This window comes from Streptomyces sp. P9(2023), assembly GCF_032436795.1.
GTDB lineage: Bacteria > Actinomycetota > Actinomycetes > Streptomycetales > Streptomycetaceae > Streptomyces.
This window is the reverse complement of record NZ_JAUPWM010000005.1, coordinates 68,491-92,121: the sequence shown is the minus strand read 5'-3', so window position 1 is coordinate 92,121 and position 23,631 is coordinate 68,491. Positions and strand designations below refer to the sequence as shown.

36 protein-coding genes are annotated in these 23,631 nt (G+C 67.7%); 8 read left to right on the top strand and 28 right to left on the bottom strand.

All coding sequences use genetic code 11. The annotated features are described in order from the left end of the window. Positions 1 to 33 precede the first annotated feature (33 nt). The 3 genes from map to secY all read right to left on the bottom strand — a co-directional run bounded on the left by map (position 34) and on the right by secY (position 2,934). Entirely contained in the window at positions 34 to 870 is an 837-nt protein-coding gene (gene map / locus Q5762_RS09770; RefSeq protein WP_315891605.1) for a type I methionyl aminopeptidase, read from the bottom strand. A gap of 97 nt (positions 871 to 967) precedes the next feature. Then, positions 968 to 1,615, bottom strand: a complete 648-nt coding sequence (locus Q5762_RS09765) for an adenylate kinase (RefSeq protein ID WP_315891604.1) — start codon at positions 1,613 to 1,615, stop codon at positions 968 to 970. Beyond that, positions 1,615 to 2,934 carry a preprotein translocase subunit SecY gene (secY, locus tag Q5762_RS09760; protein WP_315891603.1) on the bottom strand — a complete coding sequence of 440 codons (1,320 nt, stop codon included), beginning with the start codon at positions 2,932 to 2,934 and terminating at the stop codon, positions 1,615 to 1,617. Before secY ends, Q5762_RS09765 begins: the two co-directional genes overlap by 1 nt. Before the next feature lie 221 nt (positions 2,935 to 3,155). On the opposite strand from secY, the gene Q5762_RS09755 reads away from it, so the two are divergent. Further along, on the top strand, positions 3,156 to 3,623 hold the full coding sequence (locus tag Q5762_RS09755; protein ID WP_315891602.1) for a hypothetical protein: 468 nt from the start codon (positions 3,156 to 3,158) through the stop codon (positions 3,621 to 3,623). A gap of 76 nt (positions 3,624 to 3,699) precedes the next feature. Here the strand turns inward: Q5762_RS09755 and rplO are convergent, their stop codons facing one another. The 21 genes from rplO to rpsJ form a co-directional block, all read right to left on the bottom strand. Further along, positions 3,700 to 4,155 carry a 50S ribosomal protein L15 gene (rplO, locus tag Q5762_RS09750; protein ID WP_315891601.1) on the bottom strand — a complete coding sequence of 152 codons (456 nt, stop codon included), beginning with the start codon at positions 4,153 to 4,155 and terminating at the stop codon, positions 3,700 to 3,702. Between the two features lies 1 nt (position 4,156). Then, positions 4,157 to 4,339 (bottom strand): 50S ribosomal protein L30, encoded by a 183-nt coding sequence (rpmD, locus tag Q5762_RS09745; RefSeq protein WP_005313525.1) that lies wholly within the window; start codon positions 4,337 to 4,339, stop codon positions 4,157 to 4,159. Then, entirely contained in the window at positions 4,339 to 4,941 is a 603-nt protein-coding gene (gene rpsE, locus Q5762_RS09740; protein WP_017239585.1) for a 30S ribosomal protein S5, read from the bottom strand. The genes rpmD and rpsE overlap by 1 nt, the downstream gene beginning before the upstream one ends. A gap of 45 nt (positions 4,942 to 4,986) precedes the next feature. Continuing rightward, positions 4,987 to 5,370, bottom strand: coding sequence for a 50S ribosomal protein L18 (gene rplR / locus Q5762_RS09735; RefSeq protein ID WP_315891600.1), 384 nt, complete (start codon positions 5,368 to 5,370; stop codon positions 4,987 to 4,989). Between the two features lie 3 nt (positions 5,371 to 5,373). Continuing rightward, on the bottom strand, positions 5,374 to 5,913 hold the full coding sequence (gene rplF / locus Q5762_RS09730) for a 50S ribosomal protein L6 (RefSeq protein ID WP_315891599.1): 540 nt from the start codon (positions 5,911 to 5,913) through the stop codon (positions 5,374 to 5,376). A 21-nt stretch (positions 5,914 to 5,934) separates the two neighbouring features. Further along, the gene (gene rpsH / locus Q5762_RS09725; RefSeq protein ID WP_018528360.1) at positions 5,935 to 6,333 is read right to left on the bottom strand and encodes a 30S ribosomal protein S8; all 399 of its coding nucleotides are present in this window, start codon (positions 6,331 to 6,333) and stop codon (positions 5,935 to 5,937) included. Between the two features lie 211 nt (positions 6,334 to 6,544). Then, positions 6,545 to 6,730 (bottom strand): type Z 30S ribosomal protein S14, encoded by a 186-nt coding sequence (locus Q5762_RS09720; protein WP_003956452.1) that lies wholly within the window; start codon positions 6,728 to 6,730, stop codon positions 6,545 to 6,547. 5 nt (positions 6,731 to 6,735) lie between these two features. Beyond that, complete coding sequence (gene rplE / locus Q5762_RS09715) at positions 6,736 to 7,293, bottom strand: 50S ribosomal protein L5 (protein ID WP_260229393.1); 558 nt, start codon at positions 7,291 to 7,293, stop codon at positions 6,736 to 6,738. Next, positions 7,293 to 7,604, bottom strand: a complete 312-nt coding sequence (gene rplX, locus Q5762_RS09710; RefSeq protein ID WP_015035583.1) for a 50S ribosomal protein L24 — start codon at positions 7,602 to 7,604, stop codon at positions 7,293 to 7,295. Before rplX ends, rplE begins: the two co-directional genes overlap by 1 nt. A 2-nt stretch (positions 7,605 to 7,606) precedes the next feature. Continuing rightward, a complete protein-coding gene (gene rplN, locus Q5762_RS09705) occupies positions 7,607 to 7,975 on the bottom strand; it encodes a 50S ribosomal protein L14 (protein ID WP_003956455.1) in 369 nt (122 codons plus the stop codon). Between the two features lie 100 nt (positions 7,976 to 8,075). Beyond that, complete coding sequence (gene rpsQ / locus Q5762_RS09700) at positions 8,076 to 8,360, bottom strand: 30S ribosomal protein S17 (RefSeq protein ID WP_315891598.1); 285 nt, start codon at positions 8,358 to 8,360, stop codon at positions 8,076 to 8,078. Beyond that, complete coding sequence (gene rpmC, locus Q5762_RS09695) at positions 8,360 to 8,584, bottom strand: 50S ribosomal protein L29 (protein ID WP_030214018.1); 225 nt, start codon at positions 8,582 to 8,584, stop codon at positions 8,360 to 8,362. The genes rpsQ and rpmC overlap by 1 nt, the downstream gene beginning before the upstream one ends. Further along, on the bottom strand, positions 8,584 to 9,003 hold the full coding sequence (gene rplP / locus Q5762_RS09690) for a 50S ribosomal protein L16 (RefSeq protein WP_015035580.1): 420 nt from the start codon (positions 9,001 to 9,003) through the stop codon (positions 8,584 to 8,586). Before rplP ends, rpmC begins: the two co-directional genes overlap by 1 nt. 5 nt (positions 9,004 to 9,008) lie before the next feature. Further along, positions 9,009 to 9,851 (bottom strand): 30S ribosomal protein S3, encoded by an 843-nt coding sequence (rpsC, locus tag Q5762_RS09685; protein WP_315891597.1) that lies wholly within the window; start codon positions 9,849 to 9,851, stop codon positions 9,009 to 9,011. Next, positions 9,851 to 10,198, bottom strand: coding sequence for a 50S ribosomal protein L22 (rplV, locus tag Q5762_RS09680; protein ID WP_135332555.1), 348 nt, complete (start codon positions 10,196 to 10,198; stop codon positions 9,851 to 9,853). The genes rpsC and rplV overlap by 1 nt, the downstream gene beginning before the upstream one ends. A gap of 42 nt (positions 10,199 to 10,240) precedes the next feature. After that, positions 10,241 to 10,522 (bottom strand): 30S ribosomal protein S19, encoded by a 282-nt coding sequence (gene rpsS / locus Q5762_RS09675; RefSeq protein WP_024755409.1) that lies wholly within the window; start codon positions 10,520 to 10,522, stop codon positions 10,241 to 10,243. 12 nt (positions 10,523 to 10,534) lie between these two features. Continuing rightward, positions 10,535 to 11,371 (bottom strand): 50S ribosomal protein L2, encoded by an 837-nt coding sequence (gene rplB / locus Q5762_RS09670; protein ID WP_315891596.1) that lies wholly within the window; start codon positions 11,369 to 11,371, stop codon positions 10,535 to 10,537. A gap of 40 nt (positions 11,372 to 11,411) precedes the next feature. After that, the gene (gene rplW / locus Q5762_RS09665) at positions 11,412 to 11,735 is read right to left on the bottom strand and encodes a 50S ribosomal protein L23 (protein ID WP_260229396.1); all 324 of its coding nucleotides are present in this window, start codon (positions 11,733 to 11,735) and stop codon (positions 11,412 to 11,414) included. Beyond that, positions 11,735 to 12,385: a 50S ribosomal protein L4 gene (gene rplD / locus Q5762_RS09660; protein ID WP_315891595.1), complete on the bottom strand. Its 651-nt coding sequence runs from the start codon at positions 12,383 to 12,385 to the stop codon at positions 11,735 to 11,737. Before rplD ends, rplW begins: the two co-directional genes overlap by 1 nt. Positions 12,386 to 12,389: 4 nt before the next feature. Beyond that, positions 12,390 to 13,034, bottom strand: coding sequence for a 50S ribosomal protein L3 (gene rplC / locus Q5762_RS09655; protein ID WP_132912399.1), 645 nt, complete (start codon positions 13,032 to 13,034; stop codon positions 12,390 to 12,392). 11 nt (positions 13,035 to 13,045) lie between these two features. Further along, complete coding sequence (gene rpsJ / locus Q5762_RS09650; RefSeq protein ID WP_003948644.1) at positions 13,046 to 13,354, bottom strand: 30S ribosomal protein S10; 309 nt, start codon at positions 13,352 to 13,354, stop codon at positions 13,046 to 13,048. A gap of 594 nt (positions 13,355 to 13,948) precedes the next feature. Here rpsJ and Q5762_RS09645 point away from each other — a divergent pair. The 6 genes from Q5762_RS09645 to Q5762_RS09620 all read left to right on the top strand — a co-directional run bounded on the left by Q5762_RS09645 (position 13,949) and on the right by Q5762_RS09620 (position 20,527). Beyond that, positions 13,949 to 14,572, top strand: coding sequence for a hypothetical protein (locus tag Q5762_RS09645; RefSeq protein WP_315891594.1), 624 nt, complete (start codon positions 13,949 to 13,951; stop codon positions 14,570 to 14,572). Beyond that, entirely contained in the window at positions 14,569 to 15,261 is a 693-nt protein-coding gene (locus tag Q5762_RS09640; RefSeq protein ID WP_315891593.1) for a hypothetical protein, read from the top strand. The genes Q5762_RS09645 and Q5762_RS09640 overlap by 4 nt, the downstream gene beginning before the upstream one ends. Continuing rightward, entirely contained in the window at positions 15,261 to 17,459 is a 2,199-nt protein-coding gene (locus tag Q5762_RS09635; protein WP_315891592.1) for a putative T7SS-secreted protein, read from the top strand. Before Q5762_RS09640 ends, Q5762_RS09635 begins: the two co-directional genes overlap by 1 nt. A gap of 452 nt (positions 17,460 to 17,911) precedes the next feature. Beyond that, entirely contained in the window at positions 17,912 to 18,931 is a 1,020-nt protein-coding gene (locus Q5762_RS09630; RefSeq protein ID WP_315891798.1) for an ADP-ribosylglycohydrolase family protein, read from the top strand. 17 nt (positions 18,932 to 18,948) lie between these two features. Beyond that, positions 18,949 to 19,668, top strand: a complete 720-nt coding sequence (locus tag Q5762_RS09625; protein WP_315891591.1) for a toxin glutamine deamidase domain-containing protein — start codon at positions 18,949 to 18,951, stop codon at positions 19,666 to 19,668. Between the two features lie 28 nt (positions 19,669 to 19,696). Continuing rightward, entirely contained in the window at positions 19,697 to 20,527 is an 831-nt protein-coding gene (locus tag Q5762_RS09620; protein ID WP_399494787.1) for an RNA repair domain-containing protein, read from the top strand. Here the strand turns inward: Q5762_RS09620 and Q5762_RS09615 are convergent. Beyond that, positions 20,505 to 20,696, bottom strand: a complete 192-nt coding sequence (locus Q5762_RS09615) for a DUF397 domain-containing protein (protein WP_315891590.1) — start codon at positions 20,694 to 20,696, stop codon at positions 20,505 to 20,507. The two genes, Q5762_RS09620 and Q5762_RS09615, sit on opposite strands and share 23 nt — an antisense overlap. Next, positions 20,693 to 21,559: a helix-turn-helix transcriptional regulator gene (locus Q5762_RS09610; RefSeq protein ID WP_315891589.1), complete on the bottom strand. Its 867-nt coding sequence runs from the start codon at positions 21,557 to 21,559 to the stop codon at positions 20,693 to 20,695. Before Q5762_RS09610 ends, Q5762_RS09615 begins: the two co-directional genes overlap by 4 nt. A gap of 140 nt (positions 21,560 to 21,699) precedes the next feature. On the opposite strand from Q5762_RS09610, the gene Q5762_RS09605 reads away from it, so the two are divergent. Next, on the top strand, positions 21,700 to 22,131 hold the full coding sequence (locus tag Q5762_RS09605) for an ATP-binding protein (protein ID WP_315891588.1): 432 nt from the start codon (positions 21,700 to 21,702) through the stop codon (positions 22,129 to 22,131). A gap of 410 nt (positions 22,132 to 22,541) precedes the next feature. Here the strand turns inward: Q5762_RS09605 and Q5762_RS09600 are convergent, their stop codons facing one another. Both Q5762_RS09600 and Q5762_RS09595 read right to left on the bottom strand, forming a co-directional pair. Continuing rightward, a complete protein-coding gene (locus tag Q5762_RS09600) occupies positions 22,542 to 22,736 on the bottom strand; it encodes a hypothetical protein (protein ID WP_315891587.1) in 195 nt (64 codons plus the stop codon). Then, positions 22,733 to 23,599, bottom strand: coding sequence for a lipocalin-like domain-containing protein (locus Q5762_RS09595; protein ID WP_315891586.1), 867 nt, complete (start codon positions 23,597 to 23,599; stop codon positions 22,733 to 22,735). The genes Q5762_RS09600 and Q5762_RS09595 overlap by 4 nt, the downstream gene beginning before the upstream one ends. Between the last annotated feature and the right edge of the window lie 32 nt (positions 23,600 to 23,631).

Below are 23,631 nucleotides of genomic sequence, written 5' to 3'. Positions count from 1 at the left end.
ATCGGGGTCACGGGCGGCGCAGCCCGCCGCCCCCTACGCCAGCGGGTCCGGCGCCGCCACGACGCCCAGCTCGGCCAGCTTCGCCCGGCCGCAGTCCGGAGCGGTCAGGACCAGCGGGCCCTCCTCGGTCACGGCCACCGAGTGCTCCCAGTGCGAGGACCAGGTGCCGTCCGTGGAGACGACCGTCCAGTCGTCCGCCAGGACCTCCGTGTGGGGCGTACCGAGCGCGACCATCGGCTCGATCGCCAGGCAGAAGCCGGGGACCAGCTTCGGGCCCTTGCCGCGCTTGCGGGCGACGTAGTTCAGCAGGTGCGGGTCCATGTGCATCTCGGTACCGATGCCGTGGCCGCCGTAGTCCTCGACGATGCCGTACTTGCCGCCGCCCGGCTTCGGCTGGCGGCGGATGTACGTCTCGATCGCGCGCGAGATGTCGACCAGCCGGTTGCCGTTCTTCATCGCCGCGATGCCGGCCCACATCGACTCCTCGGTCACCCGGGAGAGCTCGATCAGCTCCGGGGCGTGACCGGTGCCGACGAAGGCCGTGTACGCGGCGTCGCCGTGCCAGCCGTCGACGATCGCGCCGGCGTCGATGGAGATGATGTCGCCGTCCTTGAGGACGGTCTTCTCGTCCGGGATGCCGTGCACGACGACCTCGTTCACCGACGTGCAGATCGTCGCGGGGAAGCCGCCGTACCCGAGGAAGTTCGACTTCGCCCCGTGGTCCGCGATCACCTTCCGCGCGACCTCGTCCAGGTCCTTCGTCGTGGCACCCGGCACGGCCGCCTCACGCGTGGCCGCGTGGATGGCGGCGACGACCAGCCCCGCCTCGCGCATCTTCGCGATCTGCTCGGGGGTCTTGATCTGCACCATCGTGACGGGGGCCTTTCCTTACGAGTACACGGGACAGAACAACGATACGGCCGCGGCGCCCCCGAGGGGCACCGCGGCCGTATCGAACGAACCAGGGTTACTTCTTGAGCGCGGCCATCGCCTTCGCGGTGACCTCGTCCACCTTGCCAAGCGCCGAGATCGTCACGACCAGGTTCTGCGCCCGGTAGTAGTCGATGATCGGCTCGGTCTGCGTGTGGTAGACCTCCAGGCGCCGGCGGACGGTCTCCTCGGAGTCGTCGTCGCGCTGGAAGAGCTCGCCGCCGCAGACGTCACAGACGCCCTCGGTCTTCGGAGCGTTGTACGTCACGTGGAAGACGTGCGCGCTGTCGTTGCGGCAGATGCGGCGACCCGCGATCCGCTTCACGACCTCGTCCTCGGGGACCTCGAGGTCCAGGACCGCGTCCAGCTGCATGTCCTCGGCCTTGAGGACCACATCCAGCGCCTCGGCCTGGGCCACGTTCCGCGGGAAGCCGTCGAGCAGGAAGCCGTTGGCGGCGTCGGCCTGCTCCATGCGGTCCTTGGCCATCCCGATGGTCACCTCGTCGGGCACGAGGTCGCCGGCGTCCATGAACGCCTTGGCCTTCATGCCCAGCTCCGTGCCCTTGGAAATGTTGGCACGGAACAGGTCACCCGTGGAGATGTGCGGAATGTCCAGGTTCTTGGCAAGGAACGCGGCCTGCGTACCCTTGCCGGCCCCGGGCGGTCCGACGAGGACGATTCGCATCAGCGGAGGAACCCTTCGTAATTGCGCTGCTGGAGCTGGCTCTCAATCTGCTTCACGGTCTCCAGCCCGACACCCACGATGATGAGGATGCTCGTCCCGCCGAACGGGAAGTTGGCATTGGCACCGCCGAAGCCTGCCAACGCCATCGTCGGCACAAGAGCGATCAGACCCAGATACAGCGAGCCCGGCCAAGTGATCCTGTTGAGCACGTAGCTCAGGTACTCGGCAGTAGGTCGACCAGCCCGGATACCCGGGATGAAGCCACCATACTTCTTCATGTTGTCCGCGACTTCCTCGGGGTTGAACGAGATCGCCACGTAGAAGAAGGCGAAGAACACGATCAGGAGGAAGTACGTAGCGATGTAGTAGGGGTGGTCACCCTTGACGAAGTAGGCCTCGATCCAGGTCTTCCACCCCGAGGCGGAGTTCGAGAACTGGGCGATCAAGGCCGGGATGTAGAGCAGCGACGAGGCGAAGATGACAGGAATCACACCTGCCTGGTTCACCTTGAGAGGGATATAAGTGGACGTTCCGCCGTAGGACCTGCGGCCGATCATCCGCTTCGCGTACTGCACCGGGATGCGGCGCTGGGCCTGCTCGACGAAGACGACGAGGCCGACCATCGCGAATCCGACGAGGATCACGGTGCCGAACTCGATCCAGCCGTCGGCCAGGTCACCCTCGACCTTGATCTTCCACAGCGCGCCCGGGAAGCCGGCGGCGATCGAGATGAACATCAGGATCGACATGCCGTTGCCGATGCCGCGGTCGGTGATGATCTCGCCCATCCACATGACCACCGCGGTACCCGCGGTCATCGTGATGACCATCGTGGCGATGGTGAAGATGGACGGGTCCGGAACGACCTGGTTGGCCACCGTGCAGCCGCTGAAGAGCGCGCCGCTCTTGGCCGTGGCGACGAGGCCGGTGCCCTGGAGGACGGCGAGCGCGATCGTCAGATAACGCGTGTACTGCGTGATCTTGGCGGTGCCCGACTGTCCCTCCTTCTTGAGCGCCTCAAGGCGAGGGATCACCACGGTCAGCAGCTGCAGGATGATGCTCGCCGTGATGTACGGCATGATGCCGAGCGCGAAGATCGTGATCTGCAGCAGCGCCCCGCCGGAGAACATGTTCACCAGGCCGAACAGGGAGCTGTTGCCCTGGCTCGCCTGGTCCACGCACTGCTGGACGGCCTGGTAACTGACACCGGGGACGGGGATGTGTGCCCCGAGCCGGAACAGCACGATGATGCCGAGCGTGAAGAGAATCTTCTTGCGCAGGTCGGGCGTCTTGAACGCCCGGGCGAACGCGGTGAGCACGGTGCCTCCTGCGACCCCCGCGTTACGCGCGTGAGGGTGACGGTTTGTATGCGAGCAATTACAGAACACGGCAGCCGCACGCCACAAGCGCAGACTGCCGGGGAAGCTAACAGCCGCTACCATACCCGCCCCCACAGCCAGCGGGAAACGTCTCCGAGGCCCGTCAACGCCGCACCGGTCACGGACCACCCGCCGGGTGGCGGACAACCGACTTTCCTCGGGTGCCCATCCCGACCGAGAGCCGTGCTGACAGGGCGTCACGCTCTCGGAAGACTGTTCGAGCGCTCCTGTTCGACCGACCGGAACCGTTCATCGCCACGACCCGGCCGGACGGCTCGATCGGCTCCACGATCAGCGGCACCCGCCTCAGCCGCCACCCCGCCCTCCCGCAGTGGCGGGCGGCCCATGGCTGTGCACCTGCAACCGGCGTCGACACGGCCGTGATGACCCAGGGGGCGAGCGGGGAAACGCGCGACCGCCCTCTCAGCGATCGCGAAATGGGGGAAATGAGCGCCCAGCACCATGCGCATGCCCAAGCCCTTGCCGGCGACGACAGCCCGACCCGCGCCCTCGGCATCATCCAGATCGTCGAAGCGTTCTCGTACGTGAAGACGATCAGCGCCTGCACCTTCAGTGTCTCGGCCGAGGCGGTCGACCGCATCGCACATGGACTCGCCTCGGCCGCCTGATCGTCCGCGCACACAAATGAGCCTGGCCGGCTCCCCCGAAGGGGAACCGGCCAGGCTCAGTGCTGTCGTACCGGGCTCAGACGAGCTCGGTGACGGTGCCACCAGCGGCGGCGATCTTCTCCTTGGCGGAGCCGGAGACGGCGTCAACCGAAACCTGCAGCGCCACGGTGATCTCGCCGGTGCCGAGCACCTTGACGAGGCTGTTCTTGCGCACCGCGCCCTTGGCGACCAGGTCGGCCACCGTGACCTCTCCACCCTCGGGGTAGAGAGCGCCGAGCTTGTCCAGGTTCACGACCTGGAACTCGGTGCGGAACGGGTTCTTGAAGCCCTTGAGCTTCGGCAGACGCATGTGGAGGGGCATCTGCCCACCCTCGAAGCGCTGCGGAACCTGGTAACGGGCCTTCGTGCCCTTGGTACCACGACCGGCCGTCTTACCCTTCGACGCCTCACCACGACCCACACGGGTCTTGGCGGTCTTGGCGCCCGGGGCGGGACGGAGGTTGTGGACCTTCAGCGGGTTGTTCTCCGCCATGTCAGTCGACCTCCTCAACCGTCACGAGGTGGCGGACGGTGTGCACCATTCCGCGGAACTCGGGGCGGTCCTCCTTGACGACCACGTCGTTCAGGCGCTTGAGCCCGAGCGAACGCAGGGTGTCGCGGTGGTTCTGCTTGCTGCCGATGTACGACTTCGTCTGCGTGATCTTGAGGCGGGCCATTACGCACCCGCTCCCGCACGCGCACGAAGCAGAGCCGCGGGGGCGACGTCCTCGAGGGGCAGACCACGGCGAGCCGCGATCTCCTCGGGACGCTGCAGGCCCTTGAGGGCCGCCACGGTCGCGTGCACGATGTTGATCGCGTTGTCGGAGCCGAGCGACTTCGACAGGATGTCGTGAACGCCGGCGCACTCGAGCACGGCACGCACCGGGCCACCGGCGATAACGCCGGTACCGGGGGAAGCCGGCTTGAGCAGGACGACGCCCGCGGCCTTCTCGCCCTGGATCGGGTGAGGGATGGTGCCCTGGATGCGCGGAACCTTGAAGAAGTTCTTCTTGGCTTCCTCGACACCCTTGGCGATGGCCGCGGGAACTTCCTTGGCCTTGCCGTAACCGACACCTACGGTGCCGTCACCGTCGCCCACCACGACCAGCGCGGTGAAGCTGAAGCGACGACCACCCTTGACAACCTTGGCGACGCGGTTGATCGCGACAACGCGCTCAACGTACGCGGTCTTCTCGGCGGCAGCGCCACCGTCGCGGCCCTTCCGGTCCCGCCGCTCGCCGCCACCGGCACCGCTTCCGCGGCGCTGGGGTCCAGCCATTGGATTACCTCTCTCTGTTACGTCCGTTAGTCCCGGAACCGGGGCTTAGAACTTCAGCCCGGCTTCGCGGGCGGCGTCAGCCAGAGCGGCAATGCGCCCGGCGTACCTGTTGCCACCACGGTCGAACACGACAGCGTCGACACCCGCGGCCTTCGCACGCTCGGCGACGAGCGCGCCGACCTGCTTGGCCTGCGCCGACTTGTCACCCTCGCCACCACGGATCGACGAGTCCAGGTTCGACGCGGACGCAAGGGTGTGACCCTTGAGGTCGTCGATGACCTGAGCCGTGATGCCACGGTTCGAACGCGTCACGACGAGGCGCGGACGCTCCGCCGTACCCGACACGTTCTTGCGGATGCGGATGTGGCGACGGGCCTTGGCGGCCCGCTTGTAAGCGTCGCCCTTGGCGATCTTCACACCGTATGCCATGGCTTACTTACCAGCCTTTCCGACCTTGCGGCGGATGACCTCGCCGGCGTACTTGACGCCCTTGGCCTTGTACGGGTCGGGCTTCCGCAGCTTGCGGATGTTCGCCGCGACCTCGCCGACCTTCTGCTTGTCGATGCCCTCGACCGAGAACTTGGTCGGCGACTCGACCTTGAACGAGATGCCCTCGGGCGCCTCGATCAGGATCGGGTGGCTGTAGCCGAGCTGGAACTCCAGGTTGGAGCCCTTCGCGGCCACGCGGTAACCGACACCGCTGATCTCGAGCGCCTTCACGTAACCCTGGGTCACACCGGTGATCATGTTGGCCACCAGCGTGCGGGACAGGCCGTGAAGGGCCTTGTTCTGACGCTCGTCGTTCGGACGGGTGACGTTGAGAACGTCGCCCTCACCCTTAACGATCTCGATCGGCGCGGCGACGGTGTGGCTCAGGGTGCCCTTGGAACCCTTCACCGTGACCGTGCGGCCATCGATGGTGACGTCCACGCCGGCGGGAACCTGGATAGGCAGCTTGCCAATACGCGACATTAGCTATTCCTCCGTTCCCGACTACCAGACGTAGGCGAGGACTTCCCCACCTACGCCCTTCTTGCCTGCCTGCTGGCCGGTCAGGAGACCGTGGGACGTGGAGATGATCGCCACGCCCAGGCCGCCGAGGACCTTCGGCAGGTTGGTGGACTTCGCGTAAACCCGGAGGCCCGGCTTCGAGATCCGCTTGATGCCCGCGATGGAGCGCTCACGGTTCGGACCGAACTTGAGCTCGAGGACGAGGTTCTTGCCGACTTCGGCGTCCTCGACCTTCCAGCCCGTGATGAAGCCCTCCTGCTGGAGGATTTCCGCGATGTGAGACTTGATCTTGCTGTGCGGCATCGCCACGGTGTCGTGGTACGCCGAGTTCGCGTTACGCAGACGAGTCAGCATGTCCGCGATCGGATCAGTCATGGTCATGAATTGGCCTTCGGCCTCTCTCGCCGGGGTTTCCTGTATGCGCCATCCCTCTCCCCACACAGGGGCGGGACGGGTGCGGCGCGGGGACCTACGGCGTAGTAAGTCGTACGGGCGGCAGACGCCCAACCCTCCTAGCCTAAGCCATGGAAGGGTGGGCCTCTGCCAACCCATTGCTTACCGAGAGACTCCGGTTATCCCAGAAGTACGGGGATTACCAGGAGCTCTTGGTCACGCCCGGCAGCTCGCCACGGTGAGCCATCTCACGAAGGCACACGCGGCACAGGCCGAACTTGCGGTACACGGAGTGAGGGCGACCGCAGCGCTGGCAGCGGGTGTACGCACGCACACCGAACTTGGGCTTGCGGGCAGCCTTCGCGATGAGAGCCTTCTTCGCCATCTCGCTTACGCCTCCTTGAAGGGGAAGCCGAGGTGACGGAGAAGGGCACGGCCCTCAGCGTCGTTGGTCGCCGTGGTGACCACGGTGATGTCCATACCCCGGACACGGTCGATCTTGTCCTGGTCGATCTCGTGGAACATGACCTGCTCCGTGAGACCGAAGGTGTAGTTGCCACGCCCGTCGAACTGCTTGGGGGACAGACCACGGAAGTCGCGGATGCGCGGAAGCGCGAGCGACAGGGTGCGGTCGAGGAACTCCCACATGCGGTCGCCACGGAGGGTGACGTGCGCACCGATCGGCTGACCCTCACGCAGCTTGAACTGCGCGATGGACTTGCGGGCCTTGGTGACGGCCGGCTTCTGACCGGTGATCGTGGTGAGGTCGCGGATGGCGCCCTCGATCAGCTTGGAGTCGCGGGCGGCGTCGCCCACACCCATGTTGACCACGACCTTGACGAGACCGGGGATCTGCATGACGTTCTCGTACGAGAACTCTTCACGCAGCTTGCCCGCGATCTCCTCGCGGTACTTCGTCTTGAGACGCGGAGTGGTGGTGGTAGCCATCAGATGTCCTCACCCGTCCGCTTGGCAACGCGGATCTTGTTGCCCTCGTCGTCGAAGCGGTAACCGACGCGCGTGACGACCTTCTTGCCGTCCTTCTCAACGACCAGCTGGACGTTGGAGACGTGGACCGGCGCCTCGGTCGTGACGATGCCACCGGCCTGCGACGGGCCGGCCTTGGTGTGCTTCTTGACCCGGTTGACACCCTCGACGAGGACGCGGTTCTCGCGGGGGAAGGCCGTGATGACCTTGCCCTGCTTGCCCTTGTCCTTACCGGTGATGACCTGGACCAGGTCGCCCTTCTTGATCTTCATGCTTACAGCACCTCCGGCGCGAGCGAGATGATCTTCATGAACTTCTTCTCGCGCAGCTCACGGCCCACCGGGCCGAAGATACGGGTGCCGCGAGGGTCGCCGTCGTTCTTGAGAATGACAGCGGCGTTCTCGTCGAAGCGGATGTACGAGCCGTCCTGGCGGCGGCGCTCCTTGACGGTGCGAACGATGACCGCCTTGACGACGTCACCCTTCTTCACGTTGCCACCGGGGATCGCGTCCTTGACGGTGGCGACGATGACGTCACCGATGCCCGCGTAGCGGCGACCGGAACCACCGAGAACACGGATGCAAAGGATCTCCTTGGCACCAGTGTTGTCGGCGACACGCAGTCGCGACTCCTGCTGGATCACGTCTATCTCCTGATTGTCTGCCGGTTCCCGGCCGGGGCTTCACGAGGAAGCCCCGGCCGAGCCTGGCGGAACGAACTCGAAGGGTTACCCCTTCAAGTGATTACTTGGCCTTCTCGAGGATCTCGATGACGCGCCAGTGCTTGCTGGCGGACAGCTTCCGGGTCTCCATCAGGAGGACGCGGTCGCCGACGCCGGCAGCGTTCTGCTCGTCGTGAGCCTTGAGCTTGTTCGTACGGCGAATGACCTTGCCGTACAGCGCGTGCTTGACGCGGTCCTCAACGGCGACGACGACGGTCTTGTCCATCTTGTCGCTGACGACCAGGCCCTCGCGGACCTTGCGGGCGTTGCGCGCGGTCTTCTGCTCAGTCACATTGCTCTCGCTCATCAGGCGCTCTCCACCGTCTCGATGCCCAGCTCACGCTCACGCATCAGGGTGTAGATCCGGGCGATGTCCTTACGGACGGACTTGAGCCGACCGTGGTTCTCGAGCTGGCCCGTCGCCGCCTGGAAGCGGAGGTTGAACAGCTCTTCCTTGGCCTCGCGGAGCTTGTTGAGAAGCTCCTCGTTGCCCAGCTCGCGCAGCTCGGACGCCTTGGTACCGGCGGTCATCACAGCTCACCTGCTTCGCGCTTAACGATCTTGCACTTCATCGGCAGCTTGTGGGCCGCACGGGTCAGGGCCTCGCGCGCGATCTTCTCGTTCGGGTAGGACAGCTCGAACATCACCCGACCGGGCTTGACGTTCGCGATCCACCACTCCGGCGAACCCTTACCGGAACCCATGCGGGTCTCGGCAGGCTTCTTGGTCAGCGGGCGGTCCGGGTAGATGTTGATCCAGACCTTGCCGCCACGCTTGATGTGGCGGGTCATCGCGATACGCGCCGCCTCGATCTGGCGGTTGGTCACGTACGCCGGAGTGAGGGCCTGAATGCCGTACTCGCCGAACGCAACCTGCGTACCACCCTTGGACATACCGCTGCGCTTCGGGTGGTGCTGCTTGCGGTGCTTGACCCTACGGGGGATCAGCATTTCGGTCAGGCCTCCGTTCCGGTGCTCTCAGCCGGAGCAGCGGCGGCGGGAGCGTCGGCCTTGGGGGCCTCGGCTGCCGGCGCGGACTGCTGCGGCTTGCGCCCACGACCGCCACGCTCGCCACCGCGACCACCGCGGCCGCCACCGGCCGGACGGTCACCGGCGCCACGGGCCGGGCGGTTACCCGCACGGGCCGCTGCGTTCTCGGCGCGGACCTCGGCGATGTTCTTGACGTCGCCCTTGTAGATCCAGACCTTCACGCCGATGCGGCCGAAGGTCGTCTTGGCCTCGAAGAAGCCGTAGTCGACGTTCGCGCGGAGCGTGTGCAGGGGCACGCGGCCCTCGCGGTAGAACTCCGAGCGGGACATCTCGGCGCCGCCGAGGCGACCGCCGCACTGGATCTTGATGCCCTTGGCGCCGGCCTTCATCGTGCCCTGCATGCTCTTACGCATGGCGCGACGGAAGGAGACGCGGGAGGAGAGCTGCTCGGCAACGGCCTGAGCAACCAGCTGAGCGTCCATCTCGGGGTTCTTGACCTCGAGGATGTTCAGCTGGACCTGCTTGCCCGTGAGCTTCTCGAGGTCGCCGCGGATGCGGTCGGCCTCGGCGCCACGGCGGCCGATGACGATGCCGGGACGCGCGGTGTGGATGTCCACCCGCACGCGGTCACGGGTGCGCTCGATCTCAACCTTCGAGATGCCGGCGCGCTCCATGCCGGACGTCATCATCCGACGGATGGCGACGTCTTCCTTGACGTAGTCCTTGTACAGCTTGTCGGCGTACCAACGGGACTTGAAGTCCGTGGTAATGCCGAGCCGGAACCCATGCGGGTTAACCTTCTGGCCCATTACCGGGTTCCTTCCTTGCTGCTGACGACCACGGTGATGTGGCTGGTCCGCTTACGGATCCGGTAGGCACGGCCCTGAGCACGCGGACGGAACCGCTTCAGGGTCGGGCCCTCATCCACGAACGCCTCGCTGATGAACAGCGAAGAGGCGTCACTGTGGTCGTAGTTGTGCGCGGCGTTGGCAATGGCGCTGTCAAGCACCTTGCCGACCGGCACGCTCGCGGCCTGCGGGGCGAAACGCAGGACCGCCTGAGCCTCCGTGGCATCCATGCCACGGATAAGGTCCACCACGCGGCGGGCCTTCATGGGCGTGACGCGGATGTACCGCGCCTGGGCCCTGGCTTCCATGGTTGTCCTTCCAGTGTCTGTCATGGTCATTCCACCCCGCTACTAGCGGCGCTTCGACTTCCGGTCGTCCTTAACGTGACCCCGGAAGGTGCGCGTCGGCGAGAACTCGCCGAGCTTGTGGCCGACCATCGACTCGGTGACAAACACCGGAATGTGGGTCTTGCCGTTGTGCACCGCGATCGTGTGGCCGAGCATGGCCGGGATGATCATCGAGCGACGGGACCAGGTCTTGATGACGTTCTTGGTACCGGCTTCGTTCTGTACGTCCACCTTCTTTACGAGGTGTCCGTCGACGAAGGGTCCCTTCTTGAGACTGCGCGGCATCTAAACCCGCTCCTAGCGCTTCTTGTTCGTCTTGCGGCGGCGGACGATGTACTTGCTCGAAGCCTTCTTCGGCGAGCGAGTACGACCCTCCTTCTGACCCCACGGGGAGACCGGGTGGCGACCACCGGAGGTCTTGCCCTCACCACCACCGTGCGGGTGGTCGACCGGGTTCATCGCCACACCGCGAACGGTCGGGCGAACGCCCAGCCAGCGCTTACGGCCGGCCTTGCCCCAGTTGATGTTCGACTGCTCGGCGTTGCCGACCTCGCCGATGGTGGCGCGGCAGCGGGCGTCGACCAGACGGATCTCACCGGACGGCATACGAAGGTGGGCCATCGTGCCCTCCTTCGCCAGCAGCTGCACGGAGGCACCCGCGGAACGGGCGAACTTGGCGCCACCGCCGGGACGGAGCTCGATCGCGTGGATCGTGGTACCGACCGGGATGTTGCGGAGGGCCAGGTTGTTTCCGGGCTTGATGTCGGCGCCGGGGCCGTTCTCGACCCGGTCACCCTGCGACAGGTTCTTCGGGGCGATGATGTAGCGCTTCTCGCCGTCCGCGTAGTGGAGCAGCGCGATGCGCGCGGTGCGGTTCGGGTCGTACTCGATGTGAGCGACCTTGGCCGGCACGCCGTCCTTGTCGTGACGACGGAAGTCGATCACGCGGTAGGCGCGCTTGTGTCCACCACCCTGGTGGCGAACGGTGATCCGGCCGGTGTTGTTACGGCCGCCCTTGCTGTGCAGCGGGCGAACCAGCGACTTCTCCGGCGTGGACCGCGTGATCTCGACGAAGTCGGCTACGGAGGAGCCACGACGGCCCGGCGTAGTCGGCTTGTACTTGCGGATTCCCATTTCTCAGTCCTCGTCCGATTCCGGACGATCCAGACCGCCCTTAGGCGGTCGGACCGCCGAAGATGTCGATACGGTTGCCCTCGGCAAGGGTCACGATGGCGCGCTTGGTGTCCTTGCGCTTACCGAAACCGGCCTTGGTGCGCTTGCGCTTGCCCTGGCGGTTGATCGTGTTGACCCCGGTGACCTTGACCGAGAAGACCGCCTCGACGGCCTGCTTGATCTGAGTCTTGTTGGCGCCGGGCGCAACGATGAACGTGTACTTGTTCTCGTCGAGCAGCGCGTAGCTCTTCTCGGAAACAACCGGCTTGACGAGGATGTCACGCGGGTCCGTGAAGGTCTTGCTGGTGATCGTGGCCTCGGACATCAGGCCTCGCTCCCTTCGTTGTCAGCGGCCTTGGGGCCAGACACGAAGGACTCGAGGGCGGCCTGGGTGAAGACCACGTCGTCGGATCGCATCACGTCGTACGTGTTCAGCTGGCCCGGCTCCAGGATGTGCACCTGGGGCAGGTTGCGGGCGGACAGCCACGCGGCCTCGTCGGCGCGCTCGACGACCAGGAGCAGGTTCTTGCGCTCCGAAATCTTGCCGAACAGCGTCTTGGCGGCCTTGGTGGAGATGCCACCCTCGACCACGCCGGAGACGACGTGGATACGGGAGTGGGTCGCCCGGTCGGTGAGGGCACCGCGGAGAGCGGCGACCTTCATCTTCTTGGGGGTGCGCTGCGAGTAGTCACGCGGCACGGGACCGTGCACGACGCCACCACCGGCGAACTGCGGGGCGCGGGTCGAACCCTGACGGGCGCGGCCGGTGCCCTTCTGGCGGTACGGCTTCTTGCCACCACCACGGACCTCGCCACGACGCTTGACCTTGTGCGTGCCCTGACGGGCGGCGGCCAGCTGCGCGACGACGACCTGGTGGATCAGCGGGATGCTGATCTTGGCCTCGAAGATCTCGGCCGGGAGCTCGACGGTCCCGGTCTTGTCGCCGGAGGGCGACAGAATGTCAATGGTGCTCATATCCTCAGGCCCCCTTGGCCGCGGTGCGGACCAGGACGAGGCCGCCGTTCGGACCAGGAACCGCACCCTTGATCAGGAGCAGGCCCTTCTCCGCGTCAACGGCGTGAACGGTCAGGTTCTGGGTGGTCACGCGCTCGTTGCCCATACGGCCGGCCATGCGCATGCCCTTGAAGACACGGCCCGGGGTGGCGCAGCCACCGATCGAACCGGGCTTACGGTGCACGCGGTGGGCACCGTGGGAGGCCTTGCCACCACGGAAGTTGTGGCGCTTCATCACACCGGCGAAGCCCTTGCCCTTGCTCTTACCGGTGACGTCGACCTTCACGCCGGCCTCGAAGACCTCGGCGGTGATCTCCTGGCCGAGCGTGTACTCGGAGGCGTCAGCGGTGCGGAGCTCCACCAGGTGGCGGCGCGGGGTGACATCGGCCTTGGCGAAGTGACCCTTGAGGGGCTTGTTCACCTTGCGAGGGTCGATCTCGCCGAAGGCGATCTGGACCGACTCGTAGCCGTCGTTGTCGTTCGTACGGACCTGGGTCACGACATTCGGGCCGGCCTTGACGACGGTCACCGGGACAACCCGGTTGTTCTCGTCCCAGACCTGCGTCATGCCGAGCTTCTCGCCCAGGATGCCCTTGATGTTCTTAGCCATCTCGCGCGCCCTCAGAGCTTGATCTCGATGTCAACGCCCGCCGGGAGGTCGAGGCGCATGAGCGAGTCAACCGTCTTCGGCGTGGGGTCGAGGATGTCGATGAGGCGCTTGTGCGTGCGCATCTCGAAGTGCTCGCGCGAGTCCTTGTACTTGTGCGGCGACTTGATGACGCAGTACACGTTCTTCTCAGTGGGCAGCGGCACCGGGCCCGCGACCGACGCACCAGTGCGAGTCACCGTCTCGACGATCTTCTTCGCCGAGGAGTCGATGACCTCGTGGTCGTAGGCCTTGAGCCGGATGCGGATCTTCTGTCCCGCCATGGCTACTCAGTAGTCCTGTCTCTTGGTAACGCTCTGGACCCGGAGGTTCCCCGCGACTCCGACCTCCGACCCACGCGGTCGGGCGTGTCGCACTCCCTCTACGCAGAAATCCCTAAGGATTTCCCAACCAAGGGGGTGCGGTCCCAAGAACCGCGAAGCCGGGGGCAGGCTGCAATGTCTGCGAGTGGCCACCGAGCGCCTGGTCGGCACCCCGCTGACACTTCCCGGAAGATTCCCGTACGTCCGCCCCTGAAAAGGAGCGACGAGTACTGTGGGACTCGCTTCCGGTCCCCCCGACGGGAGGCGCGCAGCATCGGCACTCAACCGAGCAACCCCGACAGTCTGCCATACGGGGCGCTGGGCTGGCCAATCGAGCCGGAGAGAGTACCCCGGTCGCGACGGAGATCAAACCCAGGGCGCGACACGCCCCCTCGCCGGCCACCGGCCTGCCGGGCACGGACCTCCTCGACCGCCCCACCTGCGCACACAGGGCGCACACACCTTCTCCGCACCCGCCCGGGCGATATTCCGGGCATGTAGGGATTGCTTCCGCGCGAGTGGGAACGGTCACAGCCGCTGTGCCAGGGTGTCGCAATGATCGATCTCGGGGGCAGCTCGGACACGCCGGTGCGGCGGTCGCGGCTGGCCGACTACGCGGACATGCCTGTGGGGCCTCAGGGCGCGCCGACACGGGCGACGGACGTCACACCGGACCCGGCGCGGGCGGGATGGTCTCCCCCGTCGTGGTCTCCCCCATCGTGGTCTCCCCCACCGCCGTCGCCGGGTGCGACGCGGGAGGCGGAGGCAGAGGCGGGGGCTGAGGCGGAGGCGGAGGCAGCGGCCCGGCGGGAGTTCGAAGCGGTACTGGAGCTCTTCCGGGCGACGGCGGTGCTCGTGCCGCGCCGGGACGGGGCCTGGCTGACCGTGGACTTCGGCGGCGTGCGGTGGATCCTGGCGTTCTCCGACGGGTCGGCGCTGGCCCGGTACGCCGTCGCCCGGGGCGAGGGCGGCCTGGAGTGGCAGTACGAGACGGTGCTCGGGGCGCGGCTGCTCGACGTGGCCGTGCCGAGCGCGGGCGTGGCGTGCGGCGTGGCCCTGGACGCGGCGGACGGCGCCGAGCACGCGGTGCTGTTCCCGCCGGTGGCCGGGGTCGTACCGGACGCGGTGGCGGTGGACGGCGACGTCGCGGGAGCCACCGAGCGGGGGGCCGCGCGATGAGCGGGGGCGAGGGCGACGAGGACCTGGCCACGAGCGGCCTGGGCGAGATCGCGGACGGCCTGACGCTGGCGCTGAGCGAGCTGAAGGAACTCGGCATGGACAGCATGGCGGGCGCCGGCCGCGGCTTCGGTGACATCGCGCTGCCCGGTCTGGCGCTGGGCCACGAGGGGCTGACGGGGAAGTTCACGTCGTTCTGCGAGCGCTGGGAATGGGGCGTGCGCGCCCTGATCAACGAGGGCAACAGATTCGCCGCGGCGACGGGCCTGTCGGCCGGCACGTACCACGAGACCGAGCAGTACGTGGAGGGCACGTTCAAGATCGTGACCAACGCTGCCATCGGTAACCCGTACGCGTCCGAGGACGAGGTCACGAAGCAGAGCTGGGGCGACGTCGCCACGTCCGGGGTCTTCGGCGGAGTCGACTACAGCAAGGAATCCTTCGAGCAGGCGAAGGACAACTCGGCCCAGGGCTGGAAGGACGCCGGGCGCGATCTGATGACCTCCCAGGTGATCGGCCCGCCCGGCATCAACCCGCAGAACCTGCACTCCTCCGCCGGCGTCTCCGACGCCCAGTACGAGGAGATGCTCGACGACATGTTCGGGCCCTCGGCGGAGGAGCGGGCCGCGGCCGCCCAGCAGCAACAACAGCAGGGCGTGCCGCCGCAGCGGCAAGGTGGGGGCGGGGGCTGATGGGCGGCCTGCTCGACGACATCGGCAAAGGCATCGGTGACCTCGGCAAAGGCATCGAGGACGGCATCAACGAGGGCCTCGGCGCCATCGAGGACGGCATCGACTCCGGCAAGAAGGCGCTGGGCGAGGGTGTCGACTGGGCGACCGACAAGGCGGGCGAGCGCCTCGACTCGTACGGTCTGCACGGGGCCGCCGACGTGGTCACGGACTGGGGCGACGGTGTCGCGTCGGACCTCGGCGCGACCCCCGGTGAGCAGCAGCTCGGCCAGACCGAGGAGGCGAACGAGCTCGTCCACGGCAACCCCGCCAAGATCCTTGAGAGCGCGGGGCACCTGAAGGACTTCCGGGCGGCCTTCGAGAAGGTCGGCCAGGGCATGCGGAAGGTCGACTCCTCGCGCTGGAAGGGCGTGGGCGGCGACTCCTTCCGCGAGAAGTTCGGCGTCCACCCCACCAAATGGCTGCACGCGGCCGACGCGTGCGAGACGGCCGCCGCCGCGCTCGAGGCCTACGCGGACACCGTGCGGTGGGCGCAGGGTCAGGCGCACGACGCCATCGACCTGTACCGGAAGGGCAAGCAGGCCTCGGAGCAGGCCAAGGCGGCCGCCACCGAGAAGGAGGCCGGGGCTGCCGAGAAGGCCGGGGCCGCCGAGGCCGAGACCGCCGCGAAGGCGCTCATGGAGGAGGCCAGGGCGCGGCTCGCCCAGGCCCGCGAGCAGCGGAACACCGCCGCGGCCGACGCCCAGGGCAGGGTCGACAAGGCCCTGGCCCACGCCCCGGCCGAACCGCCGCCGCTCGAGCGTCTGGGCGACAACATCGCCGACGGCTACCAGGCCTACCAGATGGCGCAGGTCCACGTCCTCGGCGGCGTCCTCAAGGGAACGGCGGGACTGGTCAACTTCGCCCGGGGCCTCATCCCGTTCGATCCGTACAACCTGACGCACCCGGCCGCGTACGCGCAGAACGTCTCGATGACGCTCTCCGGCCTTGTCTCCACGGTCTCCCACCCCGACCGCGTGGTGACGGCCGCGGTCGAGGGCTTCAAGAAGGACCCGGCCGAGTTCATCGGCCGTCTCATCCCCGAACTGTTCGGCACGAAGGGCACGGGCTTCGCCGGCGGCGGCCTGCGGGCCGCCGCCAGGGAGGGGCTGGAGGCGGGGGCGACGAACGCGGCGTCGAGGGCCGTGAAGTACGGGGACGACGTCCCCCCTCCCCCGCCGCACCCGCCGACGGGGCTGGCGGACGAAGCGGTGTCGCCCGCGCCGACGGTCGGAGCGGCCGACAGCGCGGCGTCCCACCTGCCGCCGGGCTGGACGATCGACAACCCGGCCGCCCACCCGACGCCGACGGGGTTTCTCGACGACACGTCGGTCGCCCCGAACTGGGACGACCTGGCCCAACCCACCCACCTCGTGGACGAGGGGGCCGTCCATGCGGATTCGGTGGATCCCAAGACGGCTCAGGAGTTCCTGGACGACCAGTATCCGGAGCTCAAGGGGGTCAATGAGGGGCCCGGGACGGCTGACGCCGGCGTCGATCGCTCTCCGACTGTCTCGACGGAAGAGTTCAAGAACCTCAGCGTCGAGCAGAAGCACGAGGTGGCCGCCGCCGAGATCAACGACGGGGCGGTTACCTTCCCGGACAACAACGCGGCGATTGCCTACGGCCGGGAGAATTGGAACGACTATGCGGAGAACCTCCCGGAGTCGACCAGGAAATCCGTCCTCGACTACACGGATGAGCATGGCGGAAAGCCAGATCCCCGTTACGCCACCTACACGGAGATGAATGGATACCTCCGGGGAAATCCCGAACTAGGAACGCCGGATGTCCTCCGTAACATCGAAGAGGTCGACAAGGCCCTCGCCGGTCGCCCACTGCCGGAGGATGTCACGGTGGCGCGAGGCCAAGGGGTGGGCCACCTCGGCGTCAAGGAACCTGAAGAACTGGTAGGGAAGACGCTGAGCGATCCGGGCTACATGTCCACCTCACTCGGCAGGGCGGCCTTCGACGACAAGCCGGGCATCCTGCATCTCCGCGTCCCCGAGGGAACCGATGCGTTGTGGGTGGAGAAGGTCAGCCACTTCGCTGGCGAACGGGAACTGCTGCTCGGACGGGGTATGAACTACAAAGTGACTCGGGCCTTCACGGACGATAATGGGCAATGGCATATCTACGGGGAAATCCTGCCCCGGAATTGAGGAAGGCTCCAAAAATGAACCCCGAAAAAGAAACACTCCGCTTCGTGAAGCGGAGAACTGGTGCACACTCATCAGATTACGGACCCGTTACCGTATCGGGGCCTCCGGAATATGCCGGCCGGACCCGCAAACCCGTCCAGTACGTCGCTGTGGCTGACGCCAGCGGCACAGTGATCGGCTACCTGTGGATCAACAGCGAGGACGCAGCCGCAGACTGGGTCCCCCGGAGGGGCGTCTCGAGCGGAGACGTGGTGTGGATCGACGGGCTGCGGGACGCCAAGGCGCGCGGTCTCACACCTTTGGAAGCGCTGGCCCAGATGATCCGGGACTCGCCCAGCTCCCGTAGCCATGTGGTACCAGGGTCTCTCGCCGAGGCCCCCAACTCGGACGCGATCCGCGACCTTGCCGGACACCCCCCCAAGGAGCGCCCGTGGCACGCGGCGACCGCGGTGATGCTCGGCCTGGCGCTTGGTGATGCCATGGGCTACCCCACCGAGTTCCTGACCATGGAGCAGATCACCGCCACGTTCGGCCCCTGGCACAAGATGGAGATGCCCCTGTCCGCAGGCGACGTCGTGCGGGTTACCGACGACACCCAGATGGCTCTGGCCGTCGGGGTAGCCCTGGCGGAAGTCACCACGAGTCCGCGCGACGCAGGAGGGGCCTGGGGAGCAACGCAGGCCATCGCCCCCGCCCAGGTCGAAACGGCCCTGCGAAGGCACTTCGTGACCTGGCTCCGCGATCCGGACAACAACCGGGCCCCCGGCCAGACCTGCCTGAACGCATGCGCGGCCCTCGAACGCGACATCCCGTGGCAGGACGCCACGGTCATCAGCTCCAAGGGCTGCGGCGCCAACATGCGCGTGGCCCCCGTCGCCCTCGTACCCGGCCTGTCGGCCGAGCAGCGCTCGGGCATCGCACAGCTGCAGGCAGCAATGACGCACGGCCACCCCACCGCGCTCGCCGCCAGCGACCTGACGGCCCACGCCATCTGGCTCCTCGCACACGGCTGTGACCTCGACGAGCTCCTCCCTCAACTGCGCCTCCACGCACTGCAGTCGCGGCGGAAGTACCACGCCGACTGGCTCGGAAACCTGGCACAAAAGGCAGGAGCCCCGGACCCCGAGTCGTACATCGCATTCGGATGGGACGAATGCCTGCGCGCCCTCGACAAGGTGACCGAGGCCCTGCGCAGCCCTGACATCCACCGGGACCCCTGCGAGGCCGTCGGACCCGGCTGGATCGCCGAAGAAGCCCTCGCGACGGGTCTGTACTGCTTCCTTGTCGTCGATGGCTATGCCCGTGAAGCGATCCAGCGCGGAGCACACTCCTCCGGAGACTCCGACTCGATCGCAGCCCTCGCCGGCGCCTTCGCCGGAGCCAAGCACGGGCCCGAGAACTGGCTGCCCGAGTGGACCGAGGTACTGGAGTACCGCGACCGCATCCGCGCCCTGGGTCGGCTCTGGGACTGAGTACCGAAATGAAAGGCATGGAGACGCAGGAAGTCCGGGCTTCGACACGGCCGCCGGACCCCACGCGGCAGGCGACCGCCTGGCTGGACGCGATCTACGGCGGGCTCGTCGAGCTCGCCGTGCCGCAGCCGGTGTACGAGACGGACACCGCCTGGCTGCTGGCCTGCCGGGCCCTCCCGCAGCCCGGCTACCCCCGCTCGCCGATGCTCGCGGCCTCGATCGTCGTGCCCAAGGACGGCAGCTCCCCGTTCCACCCGGCCTCCAGCGCCCCACTGGCGGACCTGGAACCGGCGCCCGCCCGCGAGGCCACGGCTCGCGTCCGGAACCAGGCGCGCCGTGTCAACGCTCGCGGCTGCGTGGCCGCCCTGCACTCCACACTCGGCGGGTACCGGTCGGTCGCCCTGCCGTGGCGCCCCGCCCACGAGGCCCCCGGCTGGTGGGACAGGCTGAGCCGGCGGTACTTTCCGGGCTTCGCGCCCGTGCCTGTGGGCGACTGGAACGACGTGATCAGGGCCCTCAAGGGGCCGGGCCCGGGCACCCGCGGGCTCGTGTGGGTACGCCGCGAGGCCGGCGGCCAGGAGGCGACCGGGAACCTGATCTACGCCCACAACAACAACGGCCAGGTAGTCCTCCTGGACGGCGTCACTGCCTCCCTGGCCGAGCTGGACACCTCCCACCTGCGCGAGCTGATCCTCCTCCGGGCGCTGCCGGCGATCCCGCCGAGTGCGGTGGACTGAGCCGCCGTACTCGGGGCAGCCGCCCAGCGTGCACACGAGCGACGAGGTGTACCACCGGGTGGTGTGGGATCCGCGCTTCGATCCCGAGCGGTTCGTGATGGGGGTCCACGAGCGGGGAGTCGACGAGCCGAAGCGGGTCGCATTGGAGGACTTCGTGCCCGGTGGGGAGATCCCCTGGCACCGGGTGGTGTTCTTCGAGGTCGACGGGCGGGTCGTCTGGGACCGGGGTACGGGGGTCGACCGGCTCGACTCGGTGGTTCCGCCCCCAGCCGAGAAACCCGTCCCGCCAGGGGAGGTGCTCGCGGTGCCGCCGACGAGCCGGACCGCCGTCGCCTGGCTGCCACCCGACGAGCTCTGGCCCCCGATCCAGCACATCCGGCGTGATCACGACCGCCAGATCCACCGCTGGCCGCCACACGTCAACGTCCTCTTCGGCTTCGTACCGGAGGCCGACTTCGAACGGGCGGTACCGCTGGTCGCGGCGGCGGCGCGGGACGTGCCGCCGTTCCGGGCCCGGCTGGAGGGCGTGCACTGGTTCGGTCACCGCGAGGACGCCACCGTATGGCTCGACCCGTGCGCGGACGTGGACGGCCAGGAGCCCTGGGCCCGGCTACGGGAGGGCCTGGAGACCCGGTTCCCACTGTGCGGTGACCGGGCGAGGGGCTTCACCCCGCACCTCTCCCTCGGCCGGAGCACCGACCCGCACCGCCTCGCCGCGACCGCCGAGGCCTTGCTCGGTTCGATGACCGCCCGGGTCAGGGACGTCGTCCTGCTGTCCCGCCGCGAGGACGGGCCGATGCGGGTACGGGCGACGGTGGCGCTCGGGACGGGCGAGGTCAGTCCTGGGACGCGTACGTGAGGAAGCCGGCCCAGGCGGTCGGGGGGAAGGTGAGGCGGGGGCCTTCGGTGACTTTGGAGTCACGGACGTGGACGGTGCCGGGGGTGGTGGCGACCTCGACACACGACTCGCCATCTGTGCCGCTGCTGTAGCTGCTCTTGAACCACTCCAGCTCGGGCTTGCGGATCATGTTTCTCCCAGCAATTGCTCGATGAAGGCCAGTGACTCCCTTGGGGTGAGAGCCTGCGCCCGGATGGTGCCATACCGCAGCTCAAGGATTCGCAGCTGTTTCGGCTCAGAGACCGGGCGCCCGTTGAAGGCGCCGTCGGAACGGCCCACGGCCGTTCCGTCTCCGAACTTCAGCACCTCGATCCTGCCGTCCAGTCCGGGGTGGGCATCGCTGTGCGTCGGCATCACCTGGAGCGAGACGCTGCGCAACTGCCCCACCTCCAGCAGACGTTCGAGCTGCTGTCTCCACACCATTGTGCCCCCAACAGGGCGGCGCAGCGGCGCCTCTTCGAGAACGAAACTGAGCGCGGGAGCGGGCGACCGTTCGAAGACCGACCGCCGGGCCATCCGTCCGGCGAGCATGCGCTCCAAGTCGTCCTCGGAGTACGCCGGCTGTCCGGCTTCGAAGAGAGCTCGTGCGTGCTCCGGCGTCTGCAACAACCCGTGAATGCTGTTGCTCTCGTACAGCCCGAACTCGACCGCCCGCGCCTCCAGTTTCTTCAGAGTCCGCACCTTCTTCGGGTACCGCACCTCCACCACGTCCTGCTTCATGGCCGAGATCAGCCCGCCCGCCCCCAGCTCCTCGTCCACCTTGTCCAGGAACTCCGGGCGCGGGATCCGTGCCCCGCGCTCGATCTTGCGGATCATGTCCTCGCCGTAGCCGACCATCTCCCCGAACTCCGCCGCCCGCAGGCCCTTCGCCTCCCGCCACAGCTTGATCTGGCGGCCCACCGTCGCCACGACTGCCGCGCCCGACTCGTCCTCGGGGTCGACATCCCAGCCCGGCTCTTCCGTGCCCACACCATCCACACCGTCCACGCCCATGCGCGCCCACCTCCTCAGCGGCCCTTACCCGGACGGTCGCACCGGACAGTCGAGACAAGACCGGACAGTCTCCGGACAGTCACCGTACGTAAGGGCACGTTCGATGGGCAGCGTACGCACGGCCCGCCACGCTGAGTCACATGAATCAGGAGCAAACCCAACTCTTGGCGCCTGTACGCCAGTTCGGAATCCAGCTCTCCGCTACGAGCCGGGGCGCCCGCCTCGCCCGCCTCCTGGCCGTCGAGCAGCTGCGCACCTGGGAGCTGGAGGCCGTATCGGAGGCAGCCGCCCAGGTCGTCGCCGAACTGGCCGCGAACGCCGTCACCCACGGCCGCGTCCCGGGGCGGGACTTCCGCCTGGGACTCCTGGCAACGGGCACCGCTCTCCGTATCGAGGTCACGGACACACGTGGTGACCGCCTCCCCACCCTCGGCCGACCGGGAGACGCCGAGTCGGGCCGAGGGCTCCTCCTGGTCGAAGCGCTCTCGGAGAAGTGGGGCGTCAGCACCGGGCCCGTGCCGCGCAAGACGGTCTGGGCGGAGGTCACGTACAGCGGGCCGCCCCGGGGCTGACGGCTTCCACGCACTCGCGGTGAGCGACCCCTGCGAGCGTCGGGTGGTGGCCGCCCTCTCTCCGAGAGTGGCGGGTTCCACACTCGGAGGGCGGCCCGGGTGGGGGCCAAGCGCGAGAGCACGGATCACGGCCGAGCTCTGCTCAGCGCGCGCGGGCCGGTGGGTGGGATCGCGCGGCAGTGCAATGGGGCGGCCCGGCACCGGCTCAGCGACGAACGGCGAGTGGGCGGCCGAGCCTCATGCCCCACCGGGCGCCGCCCGGTGGGTGGGAGGAGACGCCAGGTCAGATGGGGCTGCGGGCGAACGTAACCGCACCGTACTCGCGGTAACGTCTCACAGATCGAGGATACTTCCGGGCAAAGCGGCACACGGGGCGAGACTTCGGGCGGTTACGTGCACTCGCCGGCGGGTCAGGGGCGGGCCTTGCCGAAGTACATGAGCTCCCACAGCGCCTCGTCGGTGTGGGTCTCCATCAATTCCTCGCCCTGGTAGCGCTCGACGCGGAGCTCTCCGGCGAAGCGGAGGTAGGCGCCGTCGAAGCCGGTGAGCTTGGCCGCGACCTTCTTGGGGCCCTTGATCTCGTCGGCCATCTTCGACGCGGTCATGTCGGTGTGGCGGGTCCATGTGACCACGTACCGCTCGTCGCCGTTCGCGTAGGTGTAGCGGGTGACGTTGCCGACCGCTTGCCGGTGGTGGTGTCGGTGTAGCGGCCCAGTTCCTCGAAGGTGACCTTGGTGCTGTCGTCGGCGATGAGCTGTCCGTCGCGTGCCGGCATGAAGATCGGCAGCTCCGTGTGGCCGTACGCCTTCTCCGCCGTGATGTACGAGGCGATCACCGAGTAGGGGCCGGCCGCGCCGCGCGCCCAGTACCAGTGGTGCATGAGCTTGAGCATCGGGGCGTTGCCCCAGTTGTGGTCGTGGTAGCCGATGCCCGTGGTGGTGCTGGTGTGGCCGTTGACGCTGTAGGTCGCCTCGACCGCGCCCTGCGGCACCGACGGCAGCCAGGCGAAGTACTGCTCGCCCTGCTCACCGAAGAGGACATGCCCCGTCTCGGGGCGCCAGGCGGGGACCTGCCCGGTCAGGGTGACGTCGACCGAGACGCCTTCCACCTCGGCGCGGATGGTGTACGTGCGCAGGTCGCCGGCGAAAACGTTGTCGCCGATCCGGACGTCACAGGTCTCGGTGGAGGCGGAGAACGTCGCCGGGTCCAGGTGGACGAGCCGGTCCGCCTGGGTGCCGTCGTGCAGCGTCAGCTCCAGCCGGATCGCGGGCGCGGGCGGCCGGTCGATGTCGCTGAACTCCTTGGTGTAGAAGACCACGACGAGCTTGGCGCCGTCGTCCAGGTGCGCGTCGAAGTACCACCACTCGTACGTACCCGCCGAGCCGTCGGTGCGCAGGCCGTCCTCCCACGGCTTGATCGCGTGGGGCTCGATGCCGAGCGTGGCGTAGTCGGCCGCTGCGCCGACCATACGGGCGGGGGCGGTGTCGCTGCGGGGCGTGA

What these genes read in the sequence shown, in the direction of transcription:
- Q5762_RS09635 (WP_315891592.1), top strand. Translation starts at nt 15,261, where the DNA reads ATGGGCGGCCTGCTCGACGACATCGGCAAAGGCATCGGTGACCTCGGC.
- rplB (WP_315891596.1), bottom strand. Translation starts at nt 11,371, where the DNA reads ATGGGAATCCGCAAGTACAAGCCGACTACGCCGGGCCGTCGTGGCTCC.
- Q5762_RS09595 (WP_315891586.1), bottom strand. Translation starts at nt 23,599, where the DNA reads ATGGTCGGCGCAGCGGCCGACTACGCCACGCTCGGCATCGAGCCCCAC.
- rpmD (WP_005313525.1), bottom strand. Translation starts at nt 4,339, where the DNA reads ATGGCCCGCCTCAAGATCACGCAGACGAAGTCGTACATCGGCAGCAAG.
- rplR (WP_315891600.1), bottom strand. Translation starts at nt 5,370, where the DNA reads ATGGCATACGGTGTGAAGATCGCCAAGGGCGACGCTTACAAGCGGGCC.
- rplW (WP_260229396.1), bottom strand. Translation starts at nt 11,735, where the DNA reads ATGTCCGAGGCCACGATCACCAGCAAGACCTTCACGGACCCGCGTGAC.
- Q5762_RS09625 (WP_315891591.1), top strand. Translation starts at nt 18,949, where the DNA reads ATGGAGACGCAGGAAGTCCGGGCTTCGACACGGCCGCCGGACCCCACG.
- Q5762_RS09605 (WP_315891588.1), top strand. Translation starts at nt 21,700, where the DNA reads ATGAATCAGGAGCAAACCCAACTCTTGGCGCCTGTACGCCAGTTCGGA.
- rplF (WP_315891599.1), bottom strand. Translation starts at nt 5,913, where the DNA reads ATGTCGCGTATTGGCAAGCTGCCTATCCAGGTTCCCGCCGGCGTGGAC.
- rplD (WP_315891595.1), bottom strand. Translation starts at nt 12,385, where the DNA reads ATGAGCACCATTGACATTCTGTCGCCCTCCGGCGACAAGACCGGGACC.
- rplV (WP_135332555.1), bottom strand. Translation starts at nt 10,198, where the DNA reads ATGGAAGCCAGGGCCCAGGCGCGGTACATCCGCGTCACGCCCATGAAG.
- rpsS (WP_024755409.1), bottom strand. Translation starts at nt 10,522, where the DNA reads ATGCCGCGCAGTCTCAAGAAGGGACCCTTCGTCGACGGACACCTCGTA.
- rplX (WP_015035583.1), bottom strand. Translation starts at nt 7,604, where the DNA reads ATGAAGATCAAGAAGGGCGACCTGGTCCAGGTCATCACCGGTAAGGAC.
- rplP (WP_015035580.1), bottom strand. Translation starts at nt 9,003, where the DNA reads ATGCTGATCCCCCGTAGGGTCAAGCACCGCAAGCAGCACCACCCGAAG.
- Q5762_RS09610 (WP_315891589.1), bottom strand. Translation starts at nt 21,559, where the DNA reads ATGGGCGTGGACGGTGTGGATGGTGTGGGCACGGAAGAGCCGGGCTGG.
- rpsC (WP_315891597.1), bottom strand. Translation starts at nt 9,851, where the DNA reads ATGGGCCAGAAGGTTAACCCGCATGGGTTCCGGCTCGGCATTACCACG.
- Q5762_RS09765 (WP_315891604.1), bottom strand. Translation starts at nt 1,615, where the DNA reads ATGCGAATCGTCCTCGTCGGACCGCCCGGGGCCGGCAAGGGTACGCAG.
- Q5762_RS09640 (WP_315891593.1), top strand. Translation starts at nt 14,569, where the DNA reads ATGAGCGGGGGCGAGGGCGACGAGGACCTGGCCACGAGCGGCCTGGGC.
- Q5762_RS09600 (WP_315891587.1), bottom strand. Translation starts at nt 22,736, where the DNA reads ATGACCGCGTCGAAGATGGCCGACGAGATCAAGGGCCCCAAGAAGGTC.
- Q5762_RS09615 (WP_315891590.1), bottom strand. Translation starts at nt 20,696, where the DNA reads ATGATCCGCAAGCCCGAGCTGGAGTGGTTCAAGAGCAGCTACAGCAGC.
- rplO (WP_315891601.1), bottom strand. Translation starts at nt 4,155, where the DNA reads ATGGCGGAGAACAACCCGCTGAAGGTCCACAACCTCCGTCCCGCCCCG.
- map (WP_315891605.1), bottom strand. Translation starts at nt 870, where the DNA reads ATGGTGCAGATCAAGACCCCCGAGCAGATCGCGAAGATGCGCGAGGCG.
- rpsE (WP_017239585.1), bottom strand. Translation starts at nt 4,941, where the DNA reads ATGGCTGGACCCCAGCGCCGCGGAAGCGGTGCCGGTGGCGGCGAGCGG.
- rpsH (WP_018528360.1), bottom strand. Translation starts at nt 6,333, where the DNA reads ATGACCATGACTGATCCGATCGCGGACATGCTGACTCGTCTGCGTAAC.
- Q5762_RS09645 (WP_315891594.1), top strand. Translation starts at nt 13,949, where the DNA reads ATGATCGATCTCGGGGGCAGCTCGGACACGCCGGTGCGGCGGTCGCGG.
- rpmC (WP_030214018.1), bottom strand. Translation starts at nt 8,584, where the DNA reads ATGACCGCCGGTACCAAGGCGTCCGAGCTGCGCGAGCTGGGCAACGAG.
- rpsJ (WP_003948644.1), bottom strand. Translation starts at nt 13,354, where the DNA reads ATGGCGGGACAGAAGATCCGCATCCGGCTCAAGGCCTACGACCACGAG.
- rplE (WP_260229393.1), bottom strand. Translation starts at nt 7,293, where the DNA reads ATGGCTACCACCACCACTCCGCGTCTCAAGACGAAGTACCGCGAGGAG.
- rpsQ (WP_315891598.1), bottom strand. Translation starts at nt 8,360, where the DNA reads ATGAGCGAGAGCAATGTGACTGAGCAGAAGACCGCGCGCAACGCCCGC.
- rplC (WP_132912399.1), bottom strand. Translation starts at nt 13,034, where the DNA reads ATGGCTAAGAACATCAAGGGCATCCTGGGCGAGAAGCTCGGCATGACG.
- Q5762_RS09720 (WP_003956452.1), bottom strand. Translation starts at nt 6,730, where the DNA reads ATGGCGAAGAAGGCTCTCATCGCGAAGGCTGCCCGCAAGCCCAAGTTC.
- Q5762_RS09630 (WP_315891798.1), top strand. Translation starts at nt 17,912, where the DNA reads ATGCTCGGCCTGGCGCTTGGTGATGCCATGGGCTACCCCACCGAGTTC.